The 23,665-nt window shown below is 62.9% G+C and carries 20 protein-coding genes and 2 pseudogenes; 13 read left to right on the top strand and 9 right to left on the bottom strand.

The annotated features are described in order from the left end of the window. Positions 1-38 precede the first annotated feature (38 nt). Positions 39-992: an adenosine deaminase gene (locus LOY31_RS03440; RefSeq protein WP_007958502.1), complete on the top strand. Its 954-nt coding sequence runs from the start codon at positions 39-41 to the stop codon at positions 990-992. Positions 993-1,113: 121 nt separating this feature from the next. On the opposite strand, the gene LOY31_RS03435 is transcribed toward LOY31_RS03440, so the two are convergent. The 3 genes from LOY31_RS03435 to LOY31_RS03425 all read right to left on the bottom strand — a co-directional run bounded on the left by LOY31_RS03435 (position 1,114) and on the right by LOY31_RS03425 (position 4,592). Then, positions 1,114-2,496 carry an MFS transporter gene (locus LOY31_RS03435; RefSeq protein WP_221535691.1) on the bottom strand — a complete coding sequence of 461 codons (1,383 nt, stop codon included), beginning with the start codon at positions 2,494-2,496 and terminating at the stop codon, positions 1,114-1,116. A gap of 126 nt (positions 2,497-2,622) precedes the next feature. Next, the gene (locus LOY31_RS03430) at positions 2,623-3,357 is read right to left on the bottom strand and encodes a helix-turn-helix transcriptional regulator (RefSeq protein WP_007958496.1); all 735 of its coding nucleotides are present in this window, start codon (positions 3,355-3,357) and stop codon (positions 2,623-2,625) included. A gap of 305 nt (positions 3,358-3,662) precedes the next feature. Then, positions 3,663-4,592 carry a LysR family transcriptional regulator gene (locus tag LOY31_RS03425; RefSeq protein ID WP_007958495.1) on the bottom strand — a complete coding sequence of 310 codons (930 nt, stop codon included), beginning with the start codon at positions 4,590-4,592 and terminating at the stop codon, positions 3,663-3,665. 117 nt (positions 4,593-4,709) lie between these two features. Between LOY31_RS03425 and LOY31_RS03420 the strand changes: the two genes are divergently transcribed. The 3 genes from LOY31_RS03420 (at position 4,710) to LOY31_RS03410 (ending at position 6,388) form a co-directional block, all read left to right on the top strand. Further along, entirely contained in the window at positions 4,710-5,003 is a 294-nt protein-coding gene (locus LOY31_RS03420; protein ID WP_011332308.1) for a putative quinol monooxygenase, read from the top strand. Positions 5,004-5,034: 31 nt separating this feature from the next. Continuing rightward, positions 5,035-6,048 carry a zinc-binding alcohol dehydrogenase family protein gene (locus LOY31_RS03415; RefSeq protein WP_221535692.1) on the top strand — a complete coding sequence of 338 codons (1,014 nt, stop codon included), beginning with the start codon at positions 5,035-5,037 and terminating at the stop codon, positions 6,046-6,048. Positions 6,049-6,214: 166 nt separating this feature from the next. Beyond that, complete coding sequence (locus LOY31_RS03410) at positions 6,215-6,388, top strand: hypothetical protein (RefSeq protein WP_011332306.1); 174 nt, start codon at positions 6,215-6,217, stop codon at positions 6,386-6,388. Positions 6,389-6,398: 10 nt separating this feature from the next. On the opposite strand, the gene LOY31_RS03405 is transcribed toward LOY31_RS03410, so the two are convergent. Beyond that, positions 6,399-7,601, bottom strand: a complete 1,203-nt coding sequence (locus LOY31_RS03405) for a multidrug effflux MFS transporter (protein WP_085609273.1) — start codon at positions 7,599-7,601, stop codon at positions 6,399-6,401. A 116-nt stretch (positions 7,602-7,717) separates the two neighbouring features. After that, positions 7,718-7,915, bottom strand: coding sequence for a heavy-metal-associated domain-containing protein (locus LOY31_RS03400; RefSeq protein ID WP_085609267.1), 198 nt, complete (start codon positions 7,913-7,915; stop codon positions 7,718-7,720). 148 nt (positions 7,916-8,063) lie between these two features. Here LOY31_RS03400 and LOY31_RS03395 point away from each other — a divergent pair. From LOY31_RS03395 to cueR, 3 genes and pseudogenes are all read left to right on the top strand, one after another. Beyond that, positions 8,064-8,446: pseudogene (locus LOY31_RS03395) on the top strand (hypothetical protein). Positions 8,447-8,674: 228 nt separating this feature from the next. Next, positions 8,675-11,068 carry a heavy metal translocating P-type ATPase gene (locus LOY31_RS03390; protein WP_258712829.1) on the top strand — a complete coding sequence of 798 codons (2,394 nt, stop codon included), beginning with the start codon at positions 8,675-8,677 and terminating at the stop codon, positions 11,066-11,068. Then, positions 11,065-11,478 (top strand): Cu(I)-responsive transcriptional regulator, encoded by a 414-nt coding sequence (gene cueR, locus LOY31_RS03385; RefSeq protein WP_258712828.1) that lies wholly within the window; start codon positions 11,065-11,067, stop codon positions 11,476-11,478. Before LOY31_RS03390 ends, cueR begins: the two co-directional genes overlap by 4 nt. Here the strand turns inward: cueR and LOY31_RS03380 are convergent. Continuing rightward, the gene (locus LOY31_RS03380) at positions 11,432-12,649 is read right to left on the bottom strand and encodes an MFS transporter (protein WP_258712826.1); all 1,218 of its coding nucleotides are present in this window, start codon (positions 12,647-12,649) and stop codon (positions 11,432-11,434) included. The genes cueR and LOY31_RS03380 overlap by 47 nt on opposite strands. 56 nt (positions 12,650-12,705) lie before the next feature. Further along, entirely contained in the window at positions 12,706-13,602 is an 897-nt protein-coding gene (locus LOY31_RS03375) for a PA4780 family RIO1-like protein kinase (RefSeq protein WP_007958482.1), read from the bottom strand. A gap of 442 nt (positions 13,603-14,044) precedes the next feature. Here LOY31_RS03375 and LOY31_RS29430 point away from each other — a divergent pair. Next, positions 14,045-15,133 (top strand): annotated as a pseudogene (locus LOY31_RS29430) (cache domain-containing protein); the annotation flags it as partial. Positions 15,134-15,223: 90 nt separating this feature from the next. After that, entirely contained in the window at positions 15,224-15,991 is a 768-nt protein-coding gene (locus tag LOY31_RS29425; protein ID WP_371850984.1) for a methyl-accepting chemotaxis protein, read from the top strand. 49 nt (positions 15,992-16,040) lie between these two features. On the opposite strand, the gene LOY31_RS03365 is transcribed toward LOY31_RS29425, so the two are convergent. Beyond that, the gene (locus LOY31_RS03365) at positions 16,041-17,318 is read right to left on the bottom strand and encodes an acetyl-CoA C-acetyltransferase (protein ID WP_258712825.1); all 1,278 of its coding nucleotides are present in this window, start codon (positions 17,316-17,318) and stop codon (positions 16,041-16,043) included. Positions 17,319-17,495: 177 nt separating this feature from the next. On the opposite strand from LOY31_RS03365, the gene LOY31_RS03360 reads away from it, so the two are divergent. The 4 genes from LOY31_RS03360 (at position 17,496) to LOY31_RS03345 (ending at position 23,353) form a co-directional block, all read left to right on the top strand. After that, the gene (locus tag LOY31_RS03360; protein ID WP_258712824.1) at positions 17,496-18,848 is read left to right on the top strand and encodes a 3-oxoacyl-ACP reductase; all 1,353 of its coding nucleotides are present in this window, start codon (positions 17,496-17,498) and stop codon (positions 18,846-18,848) included. A gap of 2 nt (positions 18,849-18,850) precedes the next feature. Further along, on the top strand, positions 18,851-19,705 hold the full coding sequence (locus LOY31_RS03355; protein WP_258712823.1) for a MaoC family dehydratase: 855 nt from the start codon (positions 18,851-18,853) through the stop codon (positions 19,703-19,705). Between the two features lie 318 nt (positions 19,706-20,023). Continuing rightward, entirely contained in the window at positions 20,024-21,547 is a 1,524-nt protein-coding gene (locus tag LOY31_RS03350; RefSeq protein ID WP_258713585.1) for a collagen-like triple helix repeat-containing protein, read from the top strand. A 135-nt stretch (positions 21,548-21,682) separates the two neighbouring features. Next, complete coding sequence (locus tag LOY31_RS03345) at positions 21,683-23,353, top strand: ShlB/FhaC/HecB family hemolysin secretion/activation protein (RefSeq protein ID WP_221534653.1); 1,671 nt, start codon at positions 21,683-21,685, stop codon at positions 23,351-23,353. Positions 23,354-23,393: 40 nt separating this feature from the next. Here LOY31_RS03345 and LOY31_RS03340 read toward each other — a convergent pair whose 3' ends face one another. Beyond that, the gene (locus LOY31_RS03340; RefSeq protein ID WP_007958460.1) at positions 23,394-23,663 is read right to left on the bottom strand and encodes a DUF3613 domain-containing protein; all 270 of its coding nucleotides are present in this window, start codon (positions 23,661-23,663) and stop codon (positions 23,394-23,396) included. Positions 23,664-23,665: the final 2 nt, after the last annotated feature.

Below are 23,665 nucleotides of genomic sequence, written 5' to 3'. Positions count from 1 at the left end.
CTGTAGAATGCCGTCATTGCACCTGATGAGAAAAGAATATGTACGACTGGCTCAACGCCCTGCCCAAGGCCGAACTGCACCTGCACCTCGAAGGCTCGCTGGAGCCCGAGCTGCTGTTCGCCCTGGCCGAACGCAACAAGATCGCCCTGCCGTGGAGCGACGTCGAAACCCTGCGCAAGGCCTACGCCTTCAACAATCTGCAGGAGTTCCTCGACCTGTACTACCAGGGCGCCGACGTGCTGCGCACCTCCCAGGATTTCTACGACCTGACCTGGGCCTACCTGCTGCGCTGCAAAGAACAGAACGTGATTCACACCGAACCGTTCTTCGATCCGCAGACCCATACCGACCGTGGCATCCCGTTCGAAGTGGTGCTCAACGGCATCGCCGCCGCGCTGAAAGATGGCGAGCAGCAACTGGGCATCACCAGCGGTTTGATCCTGAGTTTCCTGCGCCACCTGAGCGAAGACGAAGCGCAGAAAACCCTCGACCAGGCGCTGCCGTTCCGTGATGCATTCGTCGCCGTAGGTCTGGACAGTTCCGAAATGGGTCACCCGCCGAGCAAGTTCCAGCGCGTGTTTGATCGTGCCCGTCACGAAGGTTTCCTGACCGTCGCCCATGCCGGCGAAGAAGGCCCGCCGGAGTACATCTGGGAAGCCATCGACCTGCTGAAAATCCAGCGTATCGACCATGGCGTGCGCGCCATCGAAGACGAGCGCCTGATGCAGCGGATCATCGATGAGCAGATCCCGCTGACGGTATGCCCGCTGTCGAACACCAAACTCTGCGTGTTCGATCACATGTCGCAGCACAACATCCTCGACATGCTTGAGCGCGGCGTGAAGGTCACGGTGAACTCCGATGACCCGGCGTACTTCGGTGGTTACGTGACCGAGAACTTCCATGCGCTGCACACCCACCTGGGCATGACCCAGGATCAGGCCAAGCGCCTGGCGCAGAACAGCCTGGATGCGCGGTTGGTGAAACCATAAGCAACAGCGCATAACCAATGTGGGAGCGAGCTTGCTCGCGAATAGGGTCTGTCATTCAACGAAGATGTTGTTTGATACACCACTTTCGCGAGCAAGCTCGCTCCCACAGTTGGTTCAGGGTTCAGCCAATAACTTCTGCTTCGGTCAATTCCTCCAAGGTTTTACCCCGCGTCTCCATCCCGAACAGCCACACCACCCCCGCCGCAATCGCAAAACACAACGCCCCCAGCGCAAACACCCCGCCCTGCCCGGTAATCGGGAACACCAGTCCGGTGACCAACGGCCCGAGCAGCGAACCTACGCGTCCAATGGCCGAGGCGAATCCCGAGCCCGTCGCCCGCGCCGAGGTCGGATACAGTTCCGGCGTGTAGGTGTAGAGCACCGCCCACATGCCGAACAGGAAAAACTGCATCAGCAGCCCCGTGCCGATCAGCAGCGCCACGTTGCCGCCAAACACCGCGCTTTGTCCGTACAGAAACGCCATCACCCCGCCGCCGAGCAACGTGACGATGCACACCGGCTTGCGTCCCCAACGCTCCACCAGCCAGGCCGCCATCAGGAAGCCGGGAATCCCGCCGAGGGAAATCAGCACCGTGTAATACACCGACTGAGTCACGGCAAAACCCGATTGTTGCAACAACGCGCTGAGCCACGAGGTCAGGCCGTAAAAACCGAGCAACGCGAAGAACCACAGGCTCCAGATCATCGTCGTGCGCTGGCGATACAGCGGCGACCAGATCTGTTTGAGTGCCGAAAGGAAATGGCCCGGAGGTGTCACGCTGCGTGGCAAACGAACCGGCTCCGGCAATGCAGCACCACCGAGCGAGGCTTGTACCCGCGCCTCGATCCCGCGTAAAACCTTGTCCGCCTCGTCATGCTTGCCCGCCTGTTCCAGCCAGCGCGGCGACTCAGGAATGAAAAAGCGGATCGCCAGTACGAACACCGCCGGCACCGCCAGCACCAGAAAGATGTCGCGCCAGCCGATCAATGGCAGCAGGAAATACGACAATACCCCGGCAGCCACGAAACCCAGCGGCCAGAAACCGTCCATCAAGGCGATGTAACGACCCCGACGCTGTGCAGGAATCAACTCCGACAACATCGACTGGGCAATCGGAAACTCCATGCCCATGCCGATTCCCAGCAGGATGCGAAACAGCGTCAGGCTCTCGACCGTCTGCGCCGTGGAGCACAGGTAACTGGCCAGCCCCCACAGGACGATGCTCCACTGGAACACCGGTTTGCGACCGAACCGATCCGCCAGCAATCCGGACAGCGACGCCCCCAGCACCATGCCGAAAAAACTCGAACTGGCCAGCAGGCCGGCCTGCGCACTGCTCAGGCCGAACTCGGCTTTGATCGAGCCGAGCAGGAAGGTCATCATCGCCAGATCCATGGAGTCGAAGAAAAACGCCAGGGCGATGATGATGAAGATGATCCGGTGATAACCGCTGACTGGCAGGCGCTCCAGTCGATCTGCCGCGCTGAAATTTCCCGTGTCCATGCCACCTCCTCAATCCGAAAAGTCCCCGGATCGAGTGTGCGCGATAGCGGTTGCGCGCCTGTGCCAGATGCGACGTGTTCGCAGCCGTTGGCGACGTTCAGTTGCTGTTCCGTGGAAGAAAGCGCTCTACAACGCCATTTCCAGCTCGGTTTCACAGGCAAATCGATGAATTTCCCGCTGGCCCGCCGCCGTCAGTTGCAGGGCGCGGGAATCGTTGGGCAGTACCAGCCAGCCCGACTGCATGAACAGCTGCAGCAACGCCGCGCCCAGCGAGCCCCCCATGTGCGGGCGACGCTCGCTCCAGTCCGGACAGGCGCATGCCACCTGGGCGTTGCGGTGGGCCAGCGCCTGGATGTACACCCCGCGCCCGGCCAGTTGTGTCGAGCCTTTGTGCGTGACCACCACTCTATGCTCAAGCTGCTCGATCCAGCCGGCGTCGAGCAGGCGCTGGTACAGGTCGGCGGCCAGCGTTCCACCCAGATGGTCGTCGCAAAAACGCGCGCGCAGCAGTGACGAAGGCGCGGCCTGGGGTCTGACGACCGGCGAGGCACGCTTGAACACGTCGGGGATTTCTCGCGGAGCGCTGGCCAACGTGGCGCTGGCCAGCGCTTCGATGGCCGCGCCGATTTCGGGAGCCGCCAGGCGGAAGAAGCGTTTGCGACCGCGCGCCTCGACCTTCAACAGACCGCCAGCGGACAAGCGCCCCAGATGCGCACTGGCCGATGACGGCGAAAGCCCCGCCAGCAACGCCAGCTCCTCGGTCTGCCGCGCCGAGCCATCCATGAGCGCCCACATCATTGCGCTGCGTTTGGGATCGGCCAGCAACGTGGCGATCTGGCTGATGCAAGGTGCATGTTCCATCTATTCACTCCCTGTTGAATCGTATCGTCTACAGCTCATAGACATCTTGACCAGTAATCAGTCGTCGGCCAAGGCGCGCAAAATACCTTGAGCCCAAGCGAGGCAGCGCGCCGCAGCAAGGAAACCGCAGCACTGTCGCGACCCTCGTCCCTACCCGGCCGGTTGCGGTCTGATCGTTCTCGCATCGGCCTTTTGGTGCGGGCATCAGGCGGCCGCTAGTATAAGCGGGTTGCTCGCGGCGTCCTGCGCCGGAGCGGCCGTGGTTGGTGATTGTTCCTGAGAGAAATTTCGCTATTTACCTGCGACTAATGGTCAGACTTCTGGAAAACGGGAAAACGGCTACTCAATTCGGCGCAACGGCTGGCGAGCATCTCCCTCAGAAGGTTCACCGGCTTACTCAATTGTGCGCGATGGGCGCACAGCAGATTCAGCGGAGCGCGTTCGCAGAGCAGCTCCGGCAACAGCACTTTCAGCCGCCCCGCCAGCACATCACCGGCCACATCGAGCCACGACTTGTAGGCGATGCCGGCTCCCGCCACCGCCCATAGGCGCACCACATCGGCGTCGTCACTGAAGCGGTCGCCACTGACGGTCAGGCCGACCTCGCGTTTGCCGTCGTGGAAACTCCAATGGTCGTGCACCCGGCCGCCGAGCATGTACAGCAGGCAGTTGTGCTGAGCGAGCTGTTCCAGATGCAGCGGCTCGCCGTGCCGGGCCAGGTAGGCCGGTGATGCGCACAGCACCCGTCGGTTGTGCGGGGCAATCGGCAGCGCCACCAGACTCGAATCCTCCGGCTCGCCATAGCGCAAGGCGATGTCCACCGGCTGGCGAAACAGGTCGGCGATGCGGTCACCCAGCAACAGGCGCACCGTCAGTTTCGGGTGTTCACGTTGAAAGTCATCGAGCCACGGCAACAGCAGATTGCGCCCGAAGTCCGAAGGCGCCGACAGCTGCAAAATCCCGCTGACCTGATCCTGCCCGCTGGCCAGCAGACGCCGACCCTCATCAAGGTTGCTCAGCGCCGCCCGGGCGTACTCGAGAAACCCTTCACCTTCGGCCGTCAGCCGCAAACTACGAGTGGAGCGTGCCAACAACCGCGCGCCCAGTTGCTGTTCGATACGTTTGAGCGCGGCGCTGGCCACGGCGGCAGACATATCCATCACCCGCGCCGCCGCCGACAGGCTGCCCAGATCCGCCGCCCGGACAAACAACTGCAAGTCATCGAAACGCAGCATCGTCAGCCCCGATTATCAAAAAAATATTGAAAGAGACTGCTCTTTTAGCCGGTTTTATCTCCGGCAGAAATAGCCAATCATGCCATCCATCGAATTCATCCCGTCCCGGAGTCGAACATGTCCCAGCCTTTCACCGCCATCGCCACCCTGATCGCCCGACCTGGCCAGCAGGACGCCCTCGAACAGCACCTGCGCGCCCTGATCGAACCGACCCGCGCCGAAGCCGGTTGCGGCCAGTACGAACTGCATCAGGACCTGGCCAATCCGCTGGCCTTCTACATGATCGAGCAGTGGGCCAGCGACGAAGCCCTGCAAGCCCACGATGCCAGCGCTCATATCCAGCATTTCCGCAGCCAGGCCGAGGCGTTCCTCGAACACTTCGAACTCAAGCGCCTGCGCGTCATCGCCTGAAGCCTTCCTTTATTCACTTTCGGAGTTCTCCATGAAAGCCATCGCCTATTACGCCTCGCTCCCGATCAACGACGAAAAATCCCTGCAAGACATCGAACTGCCGGAGCCGGTAGCCGGCCCGCGCGACCTGCTGGTGGAAGTCAAAGCGATTTCGGTAAACCCGGTCGACACCAAGGTGCGCCAGAACGTCGCGCCGGAAGACGGCGCCGCCAAGGTGCTGGGCTGGGACGTGGCCGGTGTGGTCAAGTCGGTCGGCAGTGAAGTGACCTTGTTCAAGGCCGGCGACAAGGTGTTCTACGCCGGCTCCATCGCCCGGGCCGGTGGCAACAGTGAATTGCACGTAGTCGATGAGCGAATCGTCGGCCATATGCCGAAAACCCTCGGCTTCGCCGAAGCCGCCGCCCTGCCGCTGACCGCGATTACCGCTTGGGAGCTGTTGTTTGAACGCCTGCAGATTCGCGAAGGCAACACCGATGAAGGCCAGAGCCTGCTGATCGTCGGTGCGGCCGGCGGCGTTGGCTCGATCCTCACCCAACTCGCCAGCCAGTTGACCGGGCTCAAGGTGATCGGCACGGCCTCCCGCCCGGAGACCCGCGACTGGGTGACCGAGCTGGGCGCTGACCTGGTGATCGATCACAGCCAGCCGTTGAGCGAAGAACTGAAACGCGCCGGTGTCACCCACGTGACCCACGTTGCCAGTCTGACCCAGACCGACCACCACCTGGATCAACTGGTCGAAGCCCTTGCGCCGCAAGGCAAACTGGCACTGATCGACGATCCGAAGGCGTTGGACGTGACCAAACTCAAGCGCAAAAGCCTGTCGCTGCACTGGGAGTTCATGTACACCCGCTCGCTGTTCGAAACGCCGGACATGATCGAGCAGCACAAACTGCTCAACCGGGTGGCCGGGCTGATCGACAGCGGGACGTTGAAAACCACGGTCGGCGAGCACTTCGGCACGATCAACGCGAGCAACCTGCGCCGCGCCCATGAATTGCTGGAAAGCGGCAAGGCCAAGGGGAAAATTGTTTTAGAAGGTTTCTAAAATCTGCAAGACCGCAGCCTTCTCCAGCCTCCGATGTGGCTGGCTCGGGGGCTGCGGTGTTTTTTTGCCGTCAGTCAGATGCTTGACCCTTGTCACAATTGCGATCGTATTCAGGACTACAATCGAGTCCTCTGCGATGCAATCTTTTACGTACGGGAGGTCAGCAATGAAGATCCTGATAAAAGAAGTGGCAAAGTCCCAGTGGCAAGTTCGTCTCGACCAGCACGCCGTGACCTTCCGCAGTGAGGCCGAAGCTCGCGCCTTCACTCGCACCCTCGAAGCGCGTATCTGCGCGCCCCACCAGATTCCCGACCTCGGCCAGCAACGCGCTGTCGGCTGAGTTTTTCCGTTTAGACTTCGGCCTGCGCCTTTGCGAGAGCCCGGGCATTCTGCATGCGCCGGGTGAGCATTGCTGCGCACACCACCAGCAAACCACACAAGCTGATGACGATGGCCATCGGCACGGCGGTGCCATCGTGCAGGATCCCCACCAGCGCCGAAGCCCCGGCGGCGACACTGAACTGCATACTGCCGAGCAACGCTGAAGCACTGCCGGCGCGACCGCCCTGCCCGTTCATCGCACATGCTGCCGCATTGGGGCTGATGCAGCCAAGGCTGGCCACGCAGATGAACAATGGAATCAGCAATGGCCACAGCATCTCGGTGTGCAAGGCGCTGACCGCGAGCAGCGTCAGCCCGGCGCCCAGGTAAACCCAGACCGCCCGCGACAGCAGGAACGCCGGACCACGTTTGGCCAGCAGTCGCGCATTGACCTGTGCCACCAGAATGAACCCGGCCGCGTTGGTGCCGAACAGCCAGCCGAAGTGCTCGGCCGGTACGCCATACAACTTGATGAAAATGAACGGGGAACCGGCGATGTAGGCAAACATCCCGGCGATGGCGATGCCGCCGGTCAGGGCATGGCCCATGTAGACCGGATCCGCCAGCAGCCGGCCGTACTGGCGCAAAGCGCCGGACAGCGGCTGACGCGGAACATGCGCCGGCAGACTTTCCGGCAGGCCGAGGGCCACCGCCAGCCCGGCAAGGGCGCTGAAACCGGTCAGCACCAGGAAGATCGACTGCCACCCCGTCGTGTTGACCAGCAGACCGCCGAGCATCGGCGCCAGAATCGGGGCCAGCCCCATCACCAGCATCAGTTGCGAGAAGACTTTCGCCGAACCCACTGCGTCGCACTTGTCGCTGACCACCGCCCGGGCAATCACCATCCCCGCACAACCGCCCAGCGCCTGCACGAGCCGCGCGCCGATCAGCCATTCCAGATTCGGCGCATAGGCGCAGGCCACTGACGCCAGCGTGAACAGCGTCAGACCAATGAGCAGCGGAATCCGCCGGCCAAAACGATCCGCTACCGGCCCGTAAGCCAGTTGGCCGATGGACAGGCCGAAGAAATAGGCCGACAGCGTCAGCTGGACGTGTTTCTCGTCGGTGCCGAACGCCAGCGCCATGGTGGGAAACGCGGGGAGATAGAAGTCGATCGCCAACGGACCGAAAGCGGTCAGGGCACCGAGAATCAGAAGGGTACGGAAGTTCATCAGGCGTCCACGTTCGGCAGGCATTGGGAGGGCACTTTAATAGAGAGTGCAGCCCGACAGTCTAGCCGCGCGAAGACGCCTTGAACATTCCGGTAGCTCGCTAACTATTAAAAAGTTCAGGCGAGTTTGATCGCATAACCTTCTTCGCTGATCGCCTCGATGACCTGCTCGGGACTCAACGCACTTTCGACGCCGACTTCCTTCGCCGCCAGATCGACCCGCACGCTGGCGGCCGGATCCTTGCTCTGCACCGCCTGAGTGACGGCTTTGACACAGTGACCGCAGGACATGCCTTCAACAGTGAACACTTGCATGGAATGACTCCTTTGAGTGAGGTTGCCGGCAGTTTCGGGCTTGCCACGATGGCAAGGTCAAGTTCTGCAAAAAACTGCCGGGCTGGCAATCGTCGCCGCGCTCGGCCAAGCTGCATGCATCAATGACATGAATTCAGGAGATTCAGCCATGCGCTGGTCAGCTTTCAGCCTGTTTGGCTTTCTCAGCCTCTTTGCCGCGATCCCTTCGGTGCATGCCGCCGGGAAGATTACGGGGTGCTGATCATTTCCCGCGAGCGCCTGGAAGTCGCTACTTCGTGCGAAATCGGCGTGTACATCCAGGATCAACTGTCGGCGCGCCTGTTCCAGGAGCAAAGCACGTCGTTCAACCTGCCGCCGGGCAATGTCTCGCTGCGCCTGAAACTGCTGCCGGGACAAATGCCGGGCTGCAACCCCGGCATGCTCGCGCCGGGCTCGCAGGAGATCAGACTGCATGCCGGCGACATCCTGAAATTCCGCATCGCGATGAACCAGGAAGGCATGTACCTCAAGCCGACCGGCCTCGGTTACTGATTCCCTCTGATCGCGCTGATCGTTCCCACGCTCTGCGTGGGAATGCCTCTTGTGACGCTCTGCGTCACGCTTTGGGACGCAGAGCGTCCCCGGCTGCATTCCCACGCGGAGCGTGGGAACGATCGGGCGGGCGAGCGGTAGCGGGTAGCCGGAAGGGGAAACTGGCGCTTGACCTTGCCAGCATGGCAAGGTTGATCCTGTAGGCATCCACTACAGGGAGTACGACCGATGTCCGATTCCATCACGTTCGATCTGCCCATCAGCGGCATGACCTGCGCCAGTTGCGCCGGTCGTGTCGAGCGGGCGTTGAGCAAAGTCAGCGGCGCCAGTGCCGTCAGCGTCAACCTCGCCACCGAACAGGCCCGGGTGCAGGCCCCCGGCAACAGCCTGCCGGCGCTGATGGAAGCGGTCGAACGCGCCGGTTACAGCGTGCCGCAGCACACCGTGGAATTGAACATCGACGGCATGACCTGCGCCTCCTGCGTCGGTCGCGTCGAACGCGCCCTGAACAAGGTTGCGGGGGTGAAAAGCGTCAGCGTCAACCTCGCCAACGAACGCGCTCATCTGGAGTTGCTCGGCGCGGTCGACCCGCAAACCCTGATCGCCGCCGTGAGCAAGGCCGGTTATTCGGCCAGTCTCTTCGAACTCGAACACCCGCAAACAGACAATCGCCAGCGACGTCTGAACCATGAACGCTGGGCGTTGATCTGCGCCATCGCCCTCGCCTTGCCGCTGGTGCTGCCTATGCTGCTGCAACCGTTCGGCATTCACTGGATGCTCCCGGCCTGGGCGCAATTCGCCCTCGCGACCCCGGTGCAATTCATCTTCGGTGCACGTTTTTATGTGGCCGCGTGGAAAGCTGTGCGCGCCGGCGCCGGCAACATGGACTTGCTGGTAGCGCTGGGCACCAGCGCCGGATATGGCCTGAGTCTCTATGAATGGGCGACCGCTGCCGGGCGCATGCCGCACCTGTATTTCGAAGCCTCGGCGGTGGTCATCGCTCTGGTGCTGCTCGGCAAATACCTGGAAAGCCGCGCCAAACGCCAGACCGCCAGCGCCATCCGCGCACTGGAAGCGTTGCGCCCGGAGCGGGCGATTCAAGTCATCGATGGCCGCGAACAGGACGTCGCCATCAGCGCCCTGCGCCTCGGTGACCTCGTATTGGTCAAACCCGGTGAACGCTTCCCGGTGGACGGCGAAGTGCTGGAAGGCCAAAGCCACGCTGACGAAGCGTTAATCAGTGGCGAAAGCCTGCCGGTACCCAAACAGCCGGGCGACAAGGTCACCGGCGGGGCAATCAATGGCGAAGGTCGCTTGCTGGTGAGCACCACGGCGCTCGGCGCGGAAAGCGTGCTAGCGCGGATCATCCGTCTGGTGGAGGACGCTCAGGCGGCGAAAGCACCGATCCAGAAACTGGTGGATAAAGTCAGTCAGGTGTTTGTGCCGACCGTGTTACTACTGGCCCTGGCCACGCTGATCGGCTGGTGGTTGTACGGCGCGCCGCTGGAAACCGCGTTGATCAACGCCGTCGCGGTGCTGGTAATCGCCTGCCCGTGTGCCCTTGGTCTGGCGACACCGACCGCGATTATGGCCGGCACCGGCGTGGCCGCTCGGCACGGGATTCTGATCAAGGACGCCGAAGCCCTGGAACGTGCCCATGAAGTCAGCGCCGTGGTGTTCGACAAGACCGGCACCCTGACCTCCGGCACGCCGCGCATCGCGCATTTCAGTGCGATCGACGGTGACGAAAACGCCCTGCTGACAGCGGCCGGCGCACTGCAACGCGGCAGCGAACACCCATTGGCCAAAGCCGTGCTGGATGCCTGTGCCGAACGCAGTCTGAACGTACCGGATGTCAGCGACAGCCAGTCCCTGACCGGGCGCGGCATCGCCGGCAGCCTCGACGGTCGGCGCCTGGCGCTGGGCAACCGGCGCTTGCTGGAAGAAAGCGGTCTGAACGCCGCAAACCTGAGCGAATCCGCCAAGGCCTGGGAAACCGAAGGCCGCACGCTGTCGTGGCTGATCGAGCAAAGTCCGCAGCCCCGCGTACTCGGTCTGTTCGCCTTCGGCGACACCCTCAAGCCCGGCGCGCTGCACGCGGTGCAACAACTGGCGGCCCAGCATATCCACAGCCACCTGCTGACCGGCGACAACCGCGGCAGCGCCCGGGTGGTCGCCGAAGCGCTGGGCATCGAAAACGTCCATGCCGAAGTGCTGCCGGCGGAGAAAGCCGCCACTGTCGCCGAGCTGAAGAAAACCGGGGTCGTGGCCATGGTCGGCGACGGCATCAACGACGCACCGGCGCTGGCGGCCGCCGACATCGGTATCGCCATGGGCGGCGGCACCGACGTGGCCATGCACGCCGCCGGCATCACCCTGATGCGCGGCGACCCTCGGCTGGTGCCGGCCGCGCTGGAGATCAGCCGCAAGACCTATGCGAAGATCCGGCAGAACCTGTTCTGGGCCTTCGTCTACAACCTGATCGGCATTCCGCTGGCGGCGTTCGGTTTCCTCAATCCGGTGCTGGCCGGCGCGGCGATGGCCCTGTCGAGCGTCAGCGTGGTGAGCAATGCGCTACTGTTGAAAACCTGGAAACCCGAGGATCTGGAGGACAACCGATGAACATCGGCCAAGCGGCCCGCCACAGTGGCCTGAGCGCGAAGATGATCCGTTATTACGAGTCGATCGGTCTGCTTAAAGCCGCCCATCGCACCGACAGCGGCTATCGCGTCTACGGCGACGATGACCTGCACACGCTGGCGTTCATCAAGCGCTCGCGGGACCTGGGTTTCTCGCTGGAGGAAGTCGGCAAGCTGCTGACACTCTGGCAGGATCGCCAGCGCGCCAGCGCCGATGTGAAGGCCCTGGCCCGCCAGCACATCGACGAGCTGAATCAGAAGATCCGCGAACTCGGCGAACTGCGCGACACCCTGCAGGATCTGGTCGAGCACTGCCACGGCGACCATCGCCCGGACTGCCCGATCCTCAAGAAACTGGCGTCGGGCTGCTGCGCGCAACCCGCTCGCGCCTGAGCAGCAGGATTTTCATCGACAACACTGTGGCGAGAGGAATGCCGTGGAACAGCAGCACCACGGCACCCGGCGCCCACCACGAATAGAACGGTGCGGCGATCAGCATGCCGACGCCAAACCCGGTCATCTGCAACAGCGTCAGGAAACTGAAGATCGGCAGGCGCAGGGGTTCTGGTTCCCGTTGCAGCCGTGACATCAGGCCGACTTCCGAGAATCCGTCACCCAATCCGGCCGGCAGCGAAAACAGCAACAGGCCGACGACGCTGTGCTGCTGGAACATCAGGATGAAGCCGCAGGACATCAGCAGCACACCGCCGAAATAGCGGCGCTCCAGATGGATGTTTTCCGAGCCGTTGAGGCGACTGGCGATCCGCGCGCCGAGCAGCTTGCCGGCGGCCCACACCGCGAGCATCAGGCCCAGCGTGGTGCTCGCCGAGTCCGGTGTCAGCAGGTTGGAGATGATCGGAAAACCGACGTTGTGAGCAGCGCTCCCCAAGGTGTCGGCCATCGTGACAGCGAGCATCGCCGCCACCACGGGAGCGCCGCGCAGGCCTTGCAGCAATGCCGACCATTCACCCTGTTTAGCGCTGGATTCGGCCACTGGGTCCGGTGCGCTGAACCGCAGTGGCGCAATCAATACCGCCGCCAACAGATAGGTCACCGCGTTCAGCGCGAACACCGTTTCAAAACCAAACCCGGCGACCAGCAACCCGGACACCAGACTGCCGCCGACCATCGCCATGGACGAGGCGGACGTGATCCAGGCATTGGTTTTGAGCAACTGCGCCGGCTCGATCAAGCGCGGCAACTGGCTGTTGAGGCCGATGGCGAACATCGAATTGCCTAAGCCCAGGCCGAACGCGATCAGCGGCAGCAACAACGCCTGCTGACTGACCGGCACGATCAGCAACAATCCGAGCACAGCGGCGCGCAGCAGATCGAAGGCAATCAACGGCAGACGGCCACTGCATCGACGATAAAACGCGGTGCCGATCAGGCTGGCGAAAATCCCGCCGCCCACGCGACTGGCGAGAAAAATCCCCACGCTCATCGCGCTGTTGCTCAGCAGGTAAACATAAGTGGCCAGCGCCACCATGTTCAGGAACGCGCCGAAATCGGAAATCAGCCGCGCCGTAATGATCAGCCGGGCATTGCGGGAAGTGGTGGTCACAATCAATCCTTGAATGTGTAAAACCCGGCCGAAGCCGGGTTTTCTTTTTCAGATGCTCACTGCATCCACGGTGGCGGAGGCGGTTCGTCGGACTTGCCCTTGGGTTCGTCGTCCGCCGCGCGGATGGCTTGCTTGCGCTCCTCATCCAGACGCGCCGCTTCGATCTCGCGCAGCACCCCGCCGACATCGGCCAGGTCCTCGGGATCGTCGAACTCGCCGGTCAGCACGCTGGCCGGGTGCAACGTACCCGCTTCGTACAACGCCCACATTTCCTTGGCGTATTTGGTCTTCTTCAACTCCGGAGCAAAGCGGCCGAAATACGAAGCCATGTTGCCGACGTCACGCTCGAGCATGCTGAACGCGTGGTTGTTGCCGGCGGCGTCCACCGCTTGCGGCAGGTCGATGATGACCGGGCCGGTCGGTGTCAGCAGCACGTTGAACTCCGAGAGGTCACCGTGCACCAGACCGGTACACAACATCAGCACGATCTGCGAAATCAGGAACGCGTGATATTCGCGGGCCTGATCCGGCTCCAGCACCACGTCGTTCAGACGCGGGGCGGCATCGCCGAATTCGTCGGCCACCAGTTCCATCAACAGCACGCCGTCGAGGAAGTCGTAGGGCTTGGGCACTCGCACACCCGCGCCGGCCAGACGAAACAGCGCCGCGACCTCGGCATTCTGCCAGGCGTCTTCGGTCTCTTTGCGACCGAATTTCGACCCCTTGGCCATCGCCCGGGCCTGTCGGCTGTTGCGAACCTTGCGGCCTTCCTGATACTCGGCCGCCTGGCGGAAACTGCGTTTGTTCGCCTCCTTGTAGACCTTTGCGCAACGTAACTGATTGCCGCAGCGCACCACATAAACAGCTGCTTCTTTGCCACTCATGAGTGGACGCAGCACTTCGTCGACCAGACCGTCCTCGATCAGGGGTTCAATGCGTTTTGGAGTCTTCATCAGCTTTTATTGTGGGTCCTTTATTACCAAACACGCGAATGTCATTCGTTATACGGCAATCCTCGCATCACGGGGAGGGGTTGCCGACCTGTGAACCTGTGGATGCACACACTGTGCCGGATAAACCGGGCCGATCCGCCGCTTTATCGGCCGCTGCGAATCATAGCCGAGGCTGTCGAGGTTGTTGGCGACAGGACTTGAGGGCATTTGCGACAGAATCTGACATCCCGTTGCACGCAGCTCGTAAGAATTTTCTCTTCCGGCCTCAATTTCCCCCTCCGGCAGCCGAATTCCTCAGAGACAGAGGAATTTGTCCGACAATCGTTCCAAAAAAATCTTCGATGTCGCACTCAAGGAAACGGGTGGAAAACAACGTTTTTCGGCTGCCAATAACCGCGAGTCATCTGCACTGCGTGGGCCTACAAGAAAATCTGGAGCGCGGATGAACATCAAACAGAAGTTGACCTGGGCGTTTGCAATCATCGCCTGCTTGCCCGTGGTGCTGGTCGCCACGCTGGTTGTACTGAACCTGCGCAGCGATGCCCGGGACGATTTTGTCGACAGCAGCGGGCGCGAGATCCGTCAGGTCAGCAACGCCATGCAGCTTTTCTTTGACGGCATCAGCCAGAACGTCGATTACCTGGCGACGCAACCGCTGGTGAAGAACGCCGACGGCAGCGTTCGCAGCCGCATGAGCGCCAACGCCGCCGATACCTCCGATGGCGAGATCGACAAGCAACTGTTTGCACTGTTCGAAGGGCTGGCCAAATCCCACCCGGCCTACTCCTACGTGTCCTATGGATTGAACAGCGGCGGCTATGCCTTCTGGCCGGGCGATCCAAAGATGGCCAACTACGACCCGCGCACCCGCCCGTGGTACAAGACCGCCATGGCCAACCCGGGCAAGACCCTGCGCACCGAGGCCTATTACTGGGCCGGCGACGACGCGGTTCTGGTCAGCACCGTGCGCGCGGTCGCCAACCAGTTGGGCGCCCAGGGTGGCGTGGTCAACATTGACGTGTCGCTCAAGCAACTGACCGAGATCGTCAAACAGATCAAGCTCGGTGAAAGCGGTTACCTGATGCTGATGGAGAACACCGGCACGGTGCTGGTCGATCCGAAGCAACCGGAGCACAACTTCAAACGACTCGACAGCCTCGGCGACGGCTACGCGCAACTGGCCAAGGCCGGCAAAGGCCTGGTTGACATCGAGCTCAACGGCGAACGCTACATGGCCAACGTCTGGCCCTCGGAGCAACTGGGCTGGACCTTCATCGGCCTGATCAAACAGAACGACGTAATGAGTTCGGCCACTCAACTGACCTGGCTGATCGCAATCATCGCTGCGGTGTTGGCGGTGTTCTTCGCCGTGGTCGGCGCCAGTTTCGCCAGCCTCATCGTGCGGCCGATCCGCAGCGTGGCCAGCGGTCTGGAAGGCATCGCCCAGGGCGAAGGCGACCTGACCAAGAACCTCGACATCCGTGGCAGCGACGAAACCGCGCAACTGGCCAACTGGTTCAACCAGTTCCTCACCGCGATCCGCAGCCTGATCCAGCACATCGGCGGCGCGGCCGGGAAAATCCTCGCCACTTCGCAGAGTTCGACCCGGGTTTCCGGCGACATGGCCGAAGCCGCCGGACGCCAGCGCGAAGCGGTGGACATGGTCTCGACCGCGTTCCACGAAATGGTCGCCACCGCCAACGAAGTCGCCCGCTCTTGTAGCCAGGCAGCGGAGTCGGCCGACAGCGGCCAGCGCCAGGCCCGCGAAGGTCAGCAGCAGATCGATGCGGCGGTGCACAGCGTCGATCAACTGAGCCAGGAACTGGAGCAGTCGGCGCAGTCGATGCAACAACTGGAGCGCGACAGCAACGACATCCAGTCGATCCTCGGCACCATCCGTTCCATCGCCGAACAGACCAACCTGCTGGCGCTCAATGCGGCCATCGAAGCAGCGCGGGCCGGTGAGCAAGGCCGTGGTTTTGCGGTGGTGGCCGATGAGGTTCGCGCACTGGCCAAACGCACGGCGGATTCGACGGCGGAAATCGACGGGCTGCTGGGCAACCTGGCCAAACGCACCAGCGCGGTGACTCAGCAGATGCGCGCCAGCCTTGATGTGTCGCAGCAATCGGTGGCACGCATTGGCGAGGCGCGGGAGAGCTTTGGGCAGATTCGTGAGTCGGTGGATGTGATTCGCGACATGAACACGCAGATTGCGACTGCGGCGGAAGAGCAGCATCAGGTGGCCGAGGACATCAATCGGCACATCAGCCAGATTCATGGTGATGCGCAACTGGTGGCGGAGCTGGCGAATTCGGCGCGGCTGGATTCGCAGAGTCTGGCGGGGTTGTCGAATGAGCTGGATGGGTTGGTGCGGCGGTTCCGTACCTGAGTAACCTTTGGAATCCCCTCTCCCTTTGGGAGAGGGGATTCTTGTTCTTTCAGCGCTCGATGATCGCCGTCACACCTTGCCCCCCCGCCGCACAAATCGAAATCAACCCCCGCCCCTGCCCCGCCGCATCCAGCAACTTCGCCAGGTTCGCCACGATCCGCCCGCCCGTCGCGGCAAACGGATGCCCCGCCGCCAGCGAGCTGCCCTTGACGTTCAAACGGCTACGATCAATCGACCCCAACGGCGCGTCCAGCCCGAGCCGGGTCTTGCAGTATTCCGGATCTTCCCAGGCCTTCAACGTGCACAACACCTGCGCAGCAAAGGCCTCGTGGATTTCGTAGTAGTCGAAGTCCTGCAAGGTCAAACCATTGCGCGCCAGCAACCGTGGTACCGCATATACCGGAGCCATCAGCAGCCCTTCGGCGCCGTTGACGAAATCCACCGCCGCCGCTTCGCCGTCGCGCAGATACGCGAGGATTGGCAGACCACGCTCCTTCGCCCACTCCTCGCTACCCAGCAGCACCACCGAGGCGCCATCAGTCAGCGGCGTGGAGTTGCCGGCGGTCAGCGTGCCCTTGGCGCTTTTTTCGAAGGCCGGTTTCAGGGTCGCGAGTTTCTCCAGGGTCAGGTCCGGGCGCAGGTTGTTGTCGCGGGTGAGGCCGAGGAACGGGGTCATCAGGTCGTTGTGCCAGCCTTCGCTGTAGGACGCCGCCAGTTTGTGATGGCTTTCGAAGGCCAATTGATCCTGTTCCTCGCGGGGGATGTTCCAGGTCTGCGCCATCAACTCGCAGTGCTCGCCCATCGACAGGCCGGTGCGCGGTTCGCCGTTGCGCAGAAACTCGGGGATCAGGTGTCTCGGGCGCAATTGCAGGAAGGTCTTGAGCTTGTCGCCGGTGGTCTTGGCGCGGTTGGCTTGCAGAAGGATCTTGCGCAGGCCTTCGCTGACGCTGATCGGCGCGTCGGACGTGGTGTCGACGCCGCCGGCAATGCCGCAATCGATCTGGCCGAGGGCGATCTTGTTTGCCACCAGCAACGCCGCTTCCAGGCCGGTGCCGCAGGCCTGTTGAATGTCATAGGCCGGGGTCGCCGGTGACAGGCGCGAGCCGAGCACGCATTCGCGGGTCAGGTTCATATCCCGTGACAATTTCAGCACCGCCCCCGCGACCACTTCGCCGATGCGCTGGCCGTGCAGGTTGTAGCGTTCGATCAGGCCTTCGAGGGCGGCGGTGAGCATCACCTGATTGCTCGCGGTGGCATACGGCCCGTTGGAACGGGCGAACGGAATGCGGTTGCCACCAATGATCGCGACGCGGCGCAGCTGACTCATGAAATGCTCCTTGTGAAATATCCGGTCTGAAAATCGAGCGCTGAAAACCCGGTCGGGCCACAAAAGCGCCGAGGGCAAACTACTCTGCTGTTCTAGCGTAGGCCTTATTGCGTGGATCGAACGATTGATTGCCCTTCGCAGTCCACACTTTGAACCCCATCTTCTGGAGAGCGTTCCATGTCTGACCGCTATATCGACTTCGCCAACTCGTCCATCGGCCACCGTCTGGTCGGGGCCCTGGGCCTGCCGTCGCCGGTGCGGCTGGAACGCTGGCAGGCCGGGCGCCTGCGGCCGGTGGACGGTGCGCTGCTGATCGGCGGCGGGCCGCTGGCCGAACGGGTCAGTGCATTCGCCAATCGCCTGACCGACGCGATCTACCGCTACGGCGACCAGCCGGCAACTGCCACCCAATGGATTCCCGGCCATGGCCCGAAACTCAAGGCCGTGGTGTTCGACGCCAGCGATTTGCAGCACACCGACCAGCTCAAGCAGCTGCGCGAATTCTTCCAGCCGCTGATGAAGAACCTCGACAGCAGCGCGCACCTGGTGATTCTCGGCCGCGCCCCGGAAACCCTGCGCGAACCGTTTGCCGCCAGCGCGCAACGAGCGCTTGAAGGTTTCTCCCGCTCACTGGCCAAGGAGCTGCGCAGCGGCGGCACGCTGCAACTGATCTACGTGGGCGAAGGCGCCGAGGATCAGCTCGAAGGGCCGCTGCGGTTTTTCCTCTCGCCGAAAAGCGCTTTCGTGTCCGGGCAAGTGATTCGTCTGACGGCCTGCGCCACTCATTTCACCGACTGGACCCGCCCGCTGGCCGGGCGCAAGGCGCTGGTCACCGGCGCGGCGCGCGGCATCGGCGCCTCCATCGCCGAAACTTTGGCCCGTGACGGCGCCGAGGTGGTCCTGCTCGACGTGCCGCCCGCGAAAACCGATCTCGAAGCCCTGGCCGCTCGCCTCGGCGGGCGCGCCATCACCCTCGACATCTGCGCCGAAGACGCCGCTACGCAACTGATCGAACAGTTGCCGGACGGCCTCGACATTCTGGTGCACAACGCCGGCATCACCCGCGACAAGACCCTGGCCAACATGACGCCCGAGTTCTGGGACGCGGTGCTGGCGGTCAACCTCAACGCCCCGCAAGTGCTGACCAAGGCCCTGCTCGACAGCGGCACCCTGCGCGATAACGCGCGGGTGATCCTGCTGGCGTCGATCAGCGGCATCGCCGGCAATCGCGGGCAGACCAATTACGCGGCGAGCAAGGCCGGGCTGATCGGGCTGGCCCAGGCCTGGGCGCCGACATTGCTCGAACGCGGCATCAGCATCAACGCCGTGGCGCCAGGGTTCATTGAGACCCAGATGACCGCGCACATCCCGTTCGGCCTGCGTGAAGCCGGACGGCGCATGAGTTCGCTGGGCCAGGGTGGCTTGCCGCAAGACGTCGCCGAAGCCGTGGCCTGGCTGGCCCAACCGGGCACCGGCGCGTTCACCGGGCAAGCGCTGCGGGTGTGCGGCCAAAGTGTGCTGGGGGCCTGAACATGACCATCGAATGGCAAACGCTGCACCACGAGCCGAGCCTGCCGGGGCTGTATGCCCGGGCGGCGACCCGACGCAAGATCACCGGCACCACCCTGCTCGACAGCGGTTTGCGTTGCGCCGTCGAGGTGGATGGCAAACGGCTGGCGGCCTATCGCAAGGTCTGCGGTTTCGCCGATGACGGCCTGCTGCCGCCGACCTATCCGCATATCCTGGCGTTCGCCCTGCAGATGCAATTGCTGACGGCCAAGGAGTTTCCGTTTCCGCTGCTGGGGCTGATTCATCTGAGCAACCGCATCCGCGTATTGCGGCCGATGGGCGGGATCAGTCGCGCACAAGTCAGCGTCCGGGTGCATAACCTGCAACCGCATCCGAAGGGCGCGACCTTCGATCTGCTGACCACCCTCGACGATCAACTCGGCCCGTTGTGGGAAGCCGAAAGCCGGATGCTCTGTCGTGGCGTGAAGCTCGAAGGCGACCCGGTCGAACAGACCTGGGAGCCGACGCTGCCCCTCGCGCAAGTGGCGCAATGGAAGGCGCCGACAGACATCGGCCGGCAGTACGCCAAAGTCTCCGGCGACTACAACCCGATTCACTTGAGTGCGGCCAGCGCCAAACTGTTCGGTTTCCCAACCGCCATCGCTCATGGTTTGTGGAACAAGGCCCGGACGCTGGCGGCACTGGCGGATCATCTGCCCAAGGCCAACCTTGAGGTCACCGTGCATTTTCGCAAACCGGTGCGCCTGCCGAGCGAGGTGAGCCTGTTCGCCAGCGCGGCCGGTTCCAGCGGTGAGTTACGCCTGATCGGCGCCGGGGATCTGGAGCACATGGTGGGCAACTGGCAGCCGGTAGCCTGACATCGAGGCCGGGAAAACCTGCTCAATTGTGTATATATCACTTAAGTTTTCCCGCGCCGCACAAACGTCCCTCGCCGAAACCCAGCCTTGATTTTCAAGGCTTTTTTTTGCGCGCCTATATCCTCGGTATTAGTCGTTAGGCGGCACTCGCCGCCCCCTGCATAAAGGCGTTAATACCAACTTGAGAATGGCGTGGATCCAGCCTTGCGACTGATATGAGCACAACGGACGAAGGCATTGCCGGCAACAGAACCGGCGAGCCGTCGAAGTCAACGAACGTTGTCACAGGTGCAAGGAATAACCCTCATGAAAACCCACATGAAAGCTCAGGCGTGGTGCAAGTCGGCAACAGCACTGGCCCTTATTCTCTCTCTCGGTCTGGCCGGTTGCAGCAGTGGCGGCGGCGGTCATCACAGCAGCTCCGACAGTTCTTCCCCCGACAGTTCGACTGCGGGTACTGGCGGCACCGGTGGCACCGGTGGTACCGGAGATACCGCAGGCACTGGCGGTACTGGTGGCACTGGAGGGACGACAGATCCGACCAATCCAACTAATCCGACCAACCCGACGGATCCGACCAACCCAACCAATCCGAGCACTCCGACCCCTCTGGTTACCACCACACTGGTGCAGGACGTCGGGAATACCGTCAGCGGCGTCGGCGATGGTGTCGGCCAGGTCGGCGACTCCCTGAGCGGCGTGCCGATTGTCGGTGGCGTGGTGCAAAGTGCCGCCAAAACCGCCGGCAACGTGGTGACCACGCTGGGCGACGGCGTAGCCAACGGCATCGGCAAACTGGCGACCACCGACAACGGTCTGGGCGTCACCGCTTCGGCTGTCGGCGGCGTGGTGCAGGATGTGGGCAACGGCGTGTCCGACCTCAGCGGCAAACTGGCGACTGCCACCGGCAGCGTTCCAGTGGTCGGCGGTGTGGTGACCAAAGTCGCTCCACTGCTCAACGGAGTCGGTGAAAAAGTCACCATGCTCGGTGACACGCTCAGCACCGCTACCACCACCGGCCCGCTCGGCTCGGTTACCAAAGAAGTGGGCAGCAAACTGGTGCCGGTGATTGCCATGGTCGAAAGCACCACGGACAAACTCGGCAGCGCTACGGGGCTGGGTGCTCCCGTCAACGGCCTGCTGCAGAAAGTCGGCAGCACCGTCGATGGAGTAGGCGACAAAGTCACCGACGCCGGCAACGGCAACGCCCTGACCAACACTGTCGGCGGTGCCTTGAGCAATGTCGGCACCGCTGTCGGCAAGGCCGGTGGACTGGTCGCCAACGGCACCGGTTCGGGAACGGGCGTCGGTGGTGGTCTGGGCAACAATGGCTTGCTGCAAACCGTCGGCGGCGCAGTCGTGAACGTCGGCGCCGGCTTGAGCAACGGCAATGGCACTCTCGCCGCACCCGGTGGCGTGCTGGCAGCGGCCGGCAACACCGTGGCCTCGCTCAACACCGTGCTCGGCGGCTCGGGCTCGCCGATCACCAGCCCGACCACTCCACTGGCCACCCTGGGCAACAACTTGGGTGCCGGACTTGCACCGGTTACCACTGCGGTCACCAGCCTGACCCAGAATGTCGGTGCCGCCACCGGGCTCGGCTCTCCAGTCGCCGGCCTCACCGGCCAGGTTGGCGGCGCCGTCGGCAATCTCGGCAACACGATTGCCAGCACCAATGCCAATCCTGTCGTCACCGCGGTCGGCAATACCGTCACTACGGTGGGCAACACGGTCACAGCAGTCGGCGGACTGGTCAACGGTGGCACTGCCACCGGGACTGGCGGCGGACTGGGCGGCGTTCTCGGCGGCCTGACCGGCGCCCTGGGAGGGAACAATCGCTGATTTGCACCTGGCCGATTCGACGGCCTTACCTACAGCGCCTACGCTTGGTTGAGGGCGGAAGATTCCCACGAGTCTTCCGCTTTTTTCTTAGGAGAAACCCTGCCCCGTGCTGCGGGTTTGAACATGGAGTGTCCTATGCGCGTCATGGCATCCCTGATGTTGCTCAGTCTCAGTTCCACCGCCCTCGCCGACACCCTGCCCAGCTTTCTCAACAGCAACGAAACCATTCGCAACCTGCCGGTGCCGAACCTGCCCGCCGACGCCTACCGGCCGAACGCCGCGCCGCTGCAAGTGCCGGATCCCGGCGCCACGGCCGCCCAGCCGTTGCTGATGGGCACGAAGATCAACCTCAGGACCGTGCAGATCGAAGGCGGCACGCTCTATCCACTGAACGAACTGGCCGAAATCTACAAACCCCTGATCGGCCGCGAGAGCAGCCTCGCCGACCTGATCGAAGCCACCCGCACGATCACCCGTCGCTACCAGCAGGACGGTTATCTGCTGTCCTACGCCTTCCTGCCACAACAAACCTTCGATGACGGCGTGGCGCGCGTGGTGCTGGTGGAAGGTTACGTGCGCGACGTGCAGATCGCCGGCGACGTCGGACGGGTCAAAGCCCTGCTCGACCGACTGGCCGCCAAGCTCCAGGCCGAACGCCCGCTGACGCGCAAGACGTTCGAGCGCTACACCACGCTGATGACCCGCATTCCCGGCGTGACGATCCAGGCCCAGGTGCCGCCGCCCGGCACCACCGACGGTGCAACGACACTGGTTGCCCAGGCCAGCCGCAAACCGTTCACCAGCACCCTGAGCACCACCGAAGACAACCGCAACGGCACCCAGGCCCTGCTCGGCGTCAGCAGCAATTCACAAACGTCGATGGGCGAACAGTTGAGCCTCAGCGGCCTGTTTCCACCGGGAGATGATCACGAGCATTACTACCGGCTGGACTACAACCAGTTCATCAACGATGAAGGCGCACAACTGAGCCTGTCGGCCTCACGCTATCGCGCCGACCCCGGCACCAACGTGCTGTTGAACAACGGACTGGAACTCAAGCCGCACCGTGAAAACGATCGTTATTCGCTCGGTTTCACCCTCCCGCTGATTGCCGCCTCGGATGAATTGCTGACCGCCGGATCGCGCCTGTACGCCGTCAACGACAAGACCCGCTACAAGGTGATCGGCTACCCGCTGAGCGTCGAAGAACGCACCGACATCCGCGCCCTCGCCTTCGAAAGCGACTGGCGCAAGGCCGATGCCCGACAGCTGCGCATCCTCAGTGGCGGCGTCTATCAGGGCTTCGACAGCCTGGGTGCACACACCAACAACAGCGCCATCGACCTCGACTTCTTCCGAGTGCGCCTGTCGGGGGTACAGAGCGACAAGTTCCTCGACAACTGGCAAGGGGTGCTGTCGGCTGCGTTGTACTGGAGCCGCGACACCCTGCCCGATAGCGAGCGCGCGGTGTTCGGCGGGCAGAATTTCGGCCGCGGATATCCCGACGATCAGGCATCCGGCGACAAGGGCTGGGGCGTGGCTTACGAGATCAACTACAGCTTCAACCGCGACGGCAACTGGGTGCGCATCCTGCAACCGTACTTCGTGCTCGACCGCTCGCGCAGCTGGTTCAATGAATTGCCGGTGCAGGCCAACAACCTGTCATCGGCGGCGTTCGGCCTGAGATTTGGCGATGCGAAGTACTACAACATCGCCCTGGAAGCCGCCAAGGCGATGTCCGATGAAGCGTTCGATACGTTCAACCGTCGGCCGCGCTACAGCATCAGTTTCAGCTATCAGTTATAGGCCGCTGCCGCAGGCAACGGCGGTGGCCTGCGAAGCGCGACTACTGCTTCTCGATCTTGCCACCCGCATCCGGGTCGTAGAAATCGGGAATCTCATATTTGTACTTCTTCAGCCAGCGCTGCATCGCCAGCTCACGCTCGGTGGCCGTGGCCGCCTGCGGATCGGGGGACGCAGCCTTGTTGCGGCTTTGCAGCAACAGCCAGCCTTCGGTTTCCTGCTGCTGGGCCGAGGCCGGGCCGGCATCGATGGCCAGTGCGCCGAGCGGCAGACTCAGCAGGCTCAGGCAGCACAGAGTCTTGAACGTGTTCATGG

The sequence above is a fragment of the Pseudomonas sp. B21-021 genome, assembly GCF_024749205.1.
GTDB lineage: Bacteria > Pseudomonadota > Gammaproteobacteria > Pseudomonadales > Pseudomonadaceae > Aquipseudomonas > Aquipseudomonas paraglycinae.
This window is presented reverse-complemented; position numbering and strand designations above follow the sequence as displayed.

Bases quoted from the DNA above. Each gene is read 5' to 3' on its own strand.
- LOY31_RS03350 (WP_258713585.1), top strand. From the start codon at position 20,024: ATGAAAGCTCAGGCGTGGTGCAAGTCGGCAACAGCACTGGCCCTTATT.
- cueR (WP_258712828.1), top strand. From the start codon at position 11,065: ATGAACATCGGCCAAGCGGCCCGCCACAGTGGCCTGAGCGCGAAGATG.
- LOY31_RS03405 (WP_085609273.1), bottom strand. From the start codon at position 7,601: ATGAACTTCCGTACCCTTCTGATTCTCGGTGCCCTGACCGCTTTCGGT.
- LOY31_RS03390 (WP_258712829.1), top strand. From the start codon at position 8,675: ATGTCCGATTCCATCACGTTCGATCTGCCCATCAGCGGCATGACCTGC.
- LOY31_RS03425 (WP_007958495.1), bottom strand. From the start codon at position 4,592: ATGCTGCGTTTCGATGACTTGCAGTTGTTTGTCCGGGCGGCGGATCTG.
- LOY31_RS03360 (WP_258712824.1), top strand. From the start codon at position 17,496: ATGTCTGACCGCTATATCGACTTCGCCAACTCGTCCATCGGCCACCGT.
- LOY31_RS03430 (WP_007958496.1), bottom strand. From the start codon at position 3,357: ATGGAACATGCACCTTGCATCAGCCAGATCGCCACGTTGCTGGCCGAT.
- LOY31_RS03435 (WP_221535691.1), bottom strand. From the start codon at position 2,496: ATGGACACGGGAAATTTCAGCGCGGCAGATCGACTGGAGCGCCTGCCA.
- LOY31_RS03440 (WP_007958502.1), top strand. From the start codon at position 39: ATGTACGACTGGCTCAACGCCCTGCCCAAGGCCGAACTGCACCTGCAC.
- LOY31_RS29425 (WP_371850984.1), top strand. From the start codon at position 15,224: ATGGCCGAAGCCGCCGGACGCCAGCGCGAAGCGGTGGACATGGTCTCG.
- LOY31_RS03410 (WP_011332306.1), top strand. From the start codon at position 6,215: ATGAAGATCCTGATAAAAGAAGTGGCAAAGTCCCAGTGGCAAGTTCGT.
- LOY31_RS03400 (WP_085609267.1), bottom strand. From the start codon at position 7,915: ATGCAAGTGTTCACTGTTGAAGGCATGTCCTGCGGTCACTGTGTCAAA.
- LOY31_RS03375 (WP_007958482.1), bottom strand. From the start codon at position 13,602: ATGAAGACTCCAAAACGCATTGAACCCCTGATCGAGGACGGTCTGGTC.
- LOY31_RS03415 (WP_221535692.1), top strand. From the start codon at position 5,035: ATGAAAGCCATCGCCTATTACGCCTCGCTCCCGATCAACGACGAAAAA.
- LOY31_RS03365 (WP_258712825.1), bottom strand. From the start codon at position 17,318: ATGAGTCAGCTGCGCCGCGTCGCGATCATTGGTGGCAACCGCATTCCG.
- LOY31_RS03345 (WP_221534653.1), top strand. From the start codon at position 21,683: ATGCGCGTCATGGCATCCCTGATGTTGCTCAGTCTCAGTTCCACCGCC.
- LOY31_RS03340 (WP_007958460.1), bottom strand. From the start codon at position 23,663: ATGAACACGTTCAAGACTCTGTGCTGCCTGAGCCTGCTGAGTCTGCCG.
- LOY31_RS03355 (WP_258712823.1), top strand. From the start codon at position 18,851: ATGACCATCGAATGGCAAACGCTGCACCACGAGCCGAGCCTGCCGGGG.
- LOY31_RS03420 (WP_011332308.1), top strand. From the start codon at position 4,710: ATGTCCCAGCCTTTCACCGCCATCGCCACCCTGATCGCCCGACCTGGC.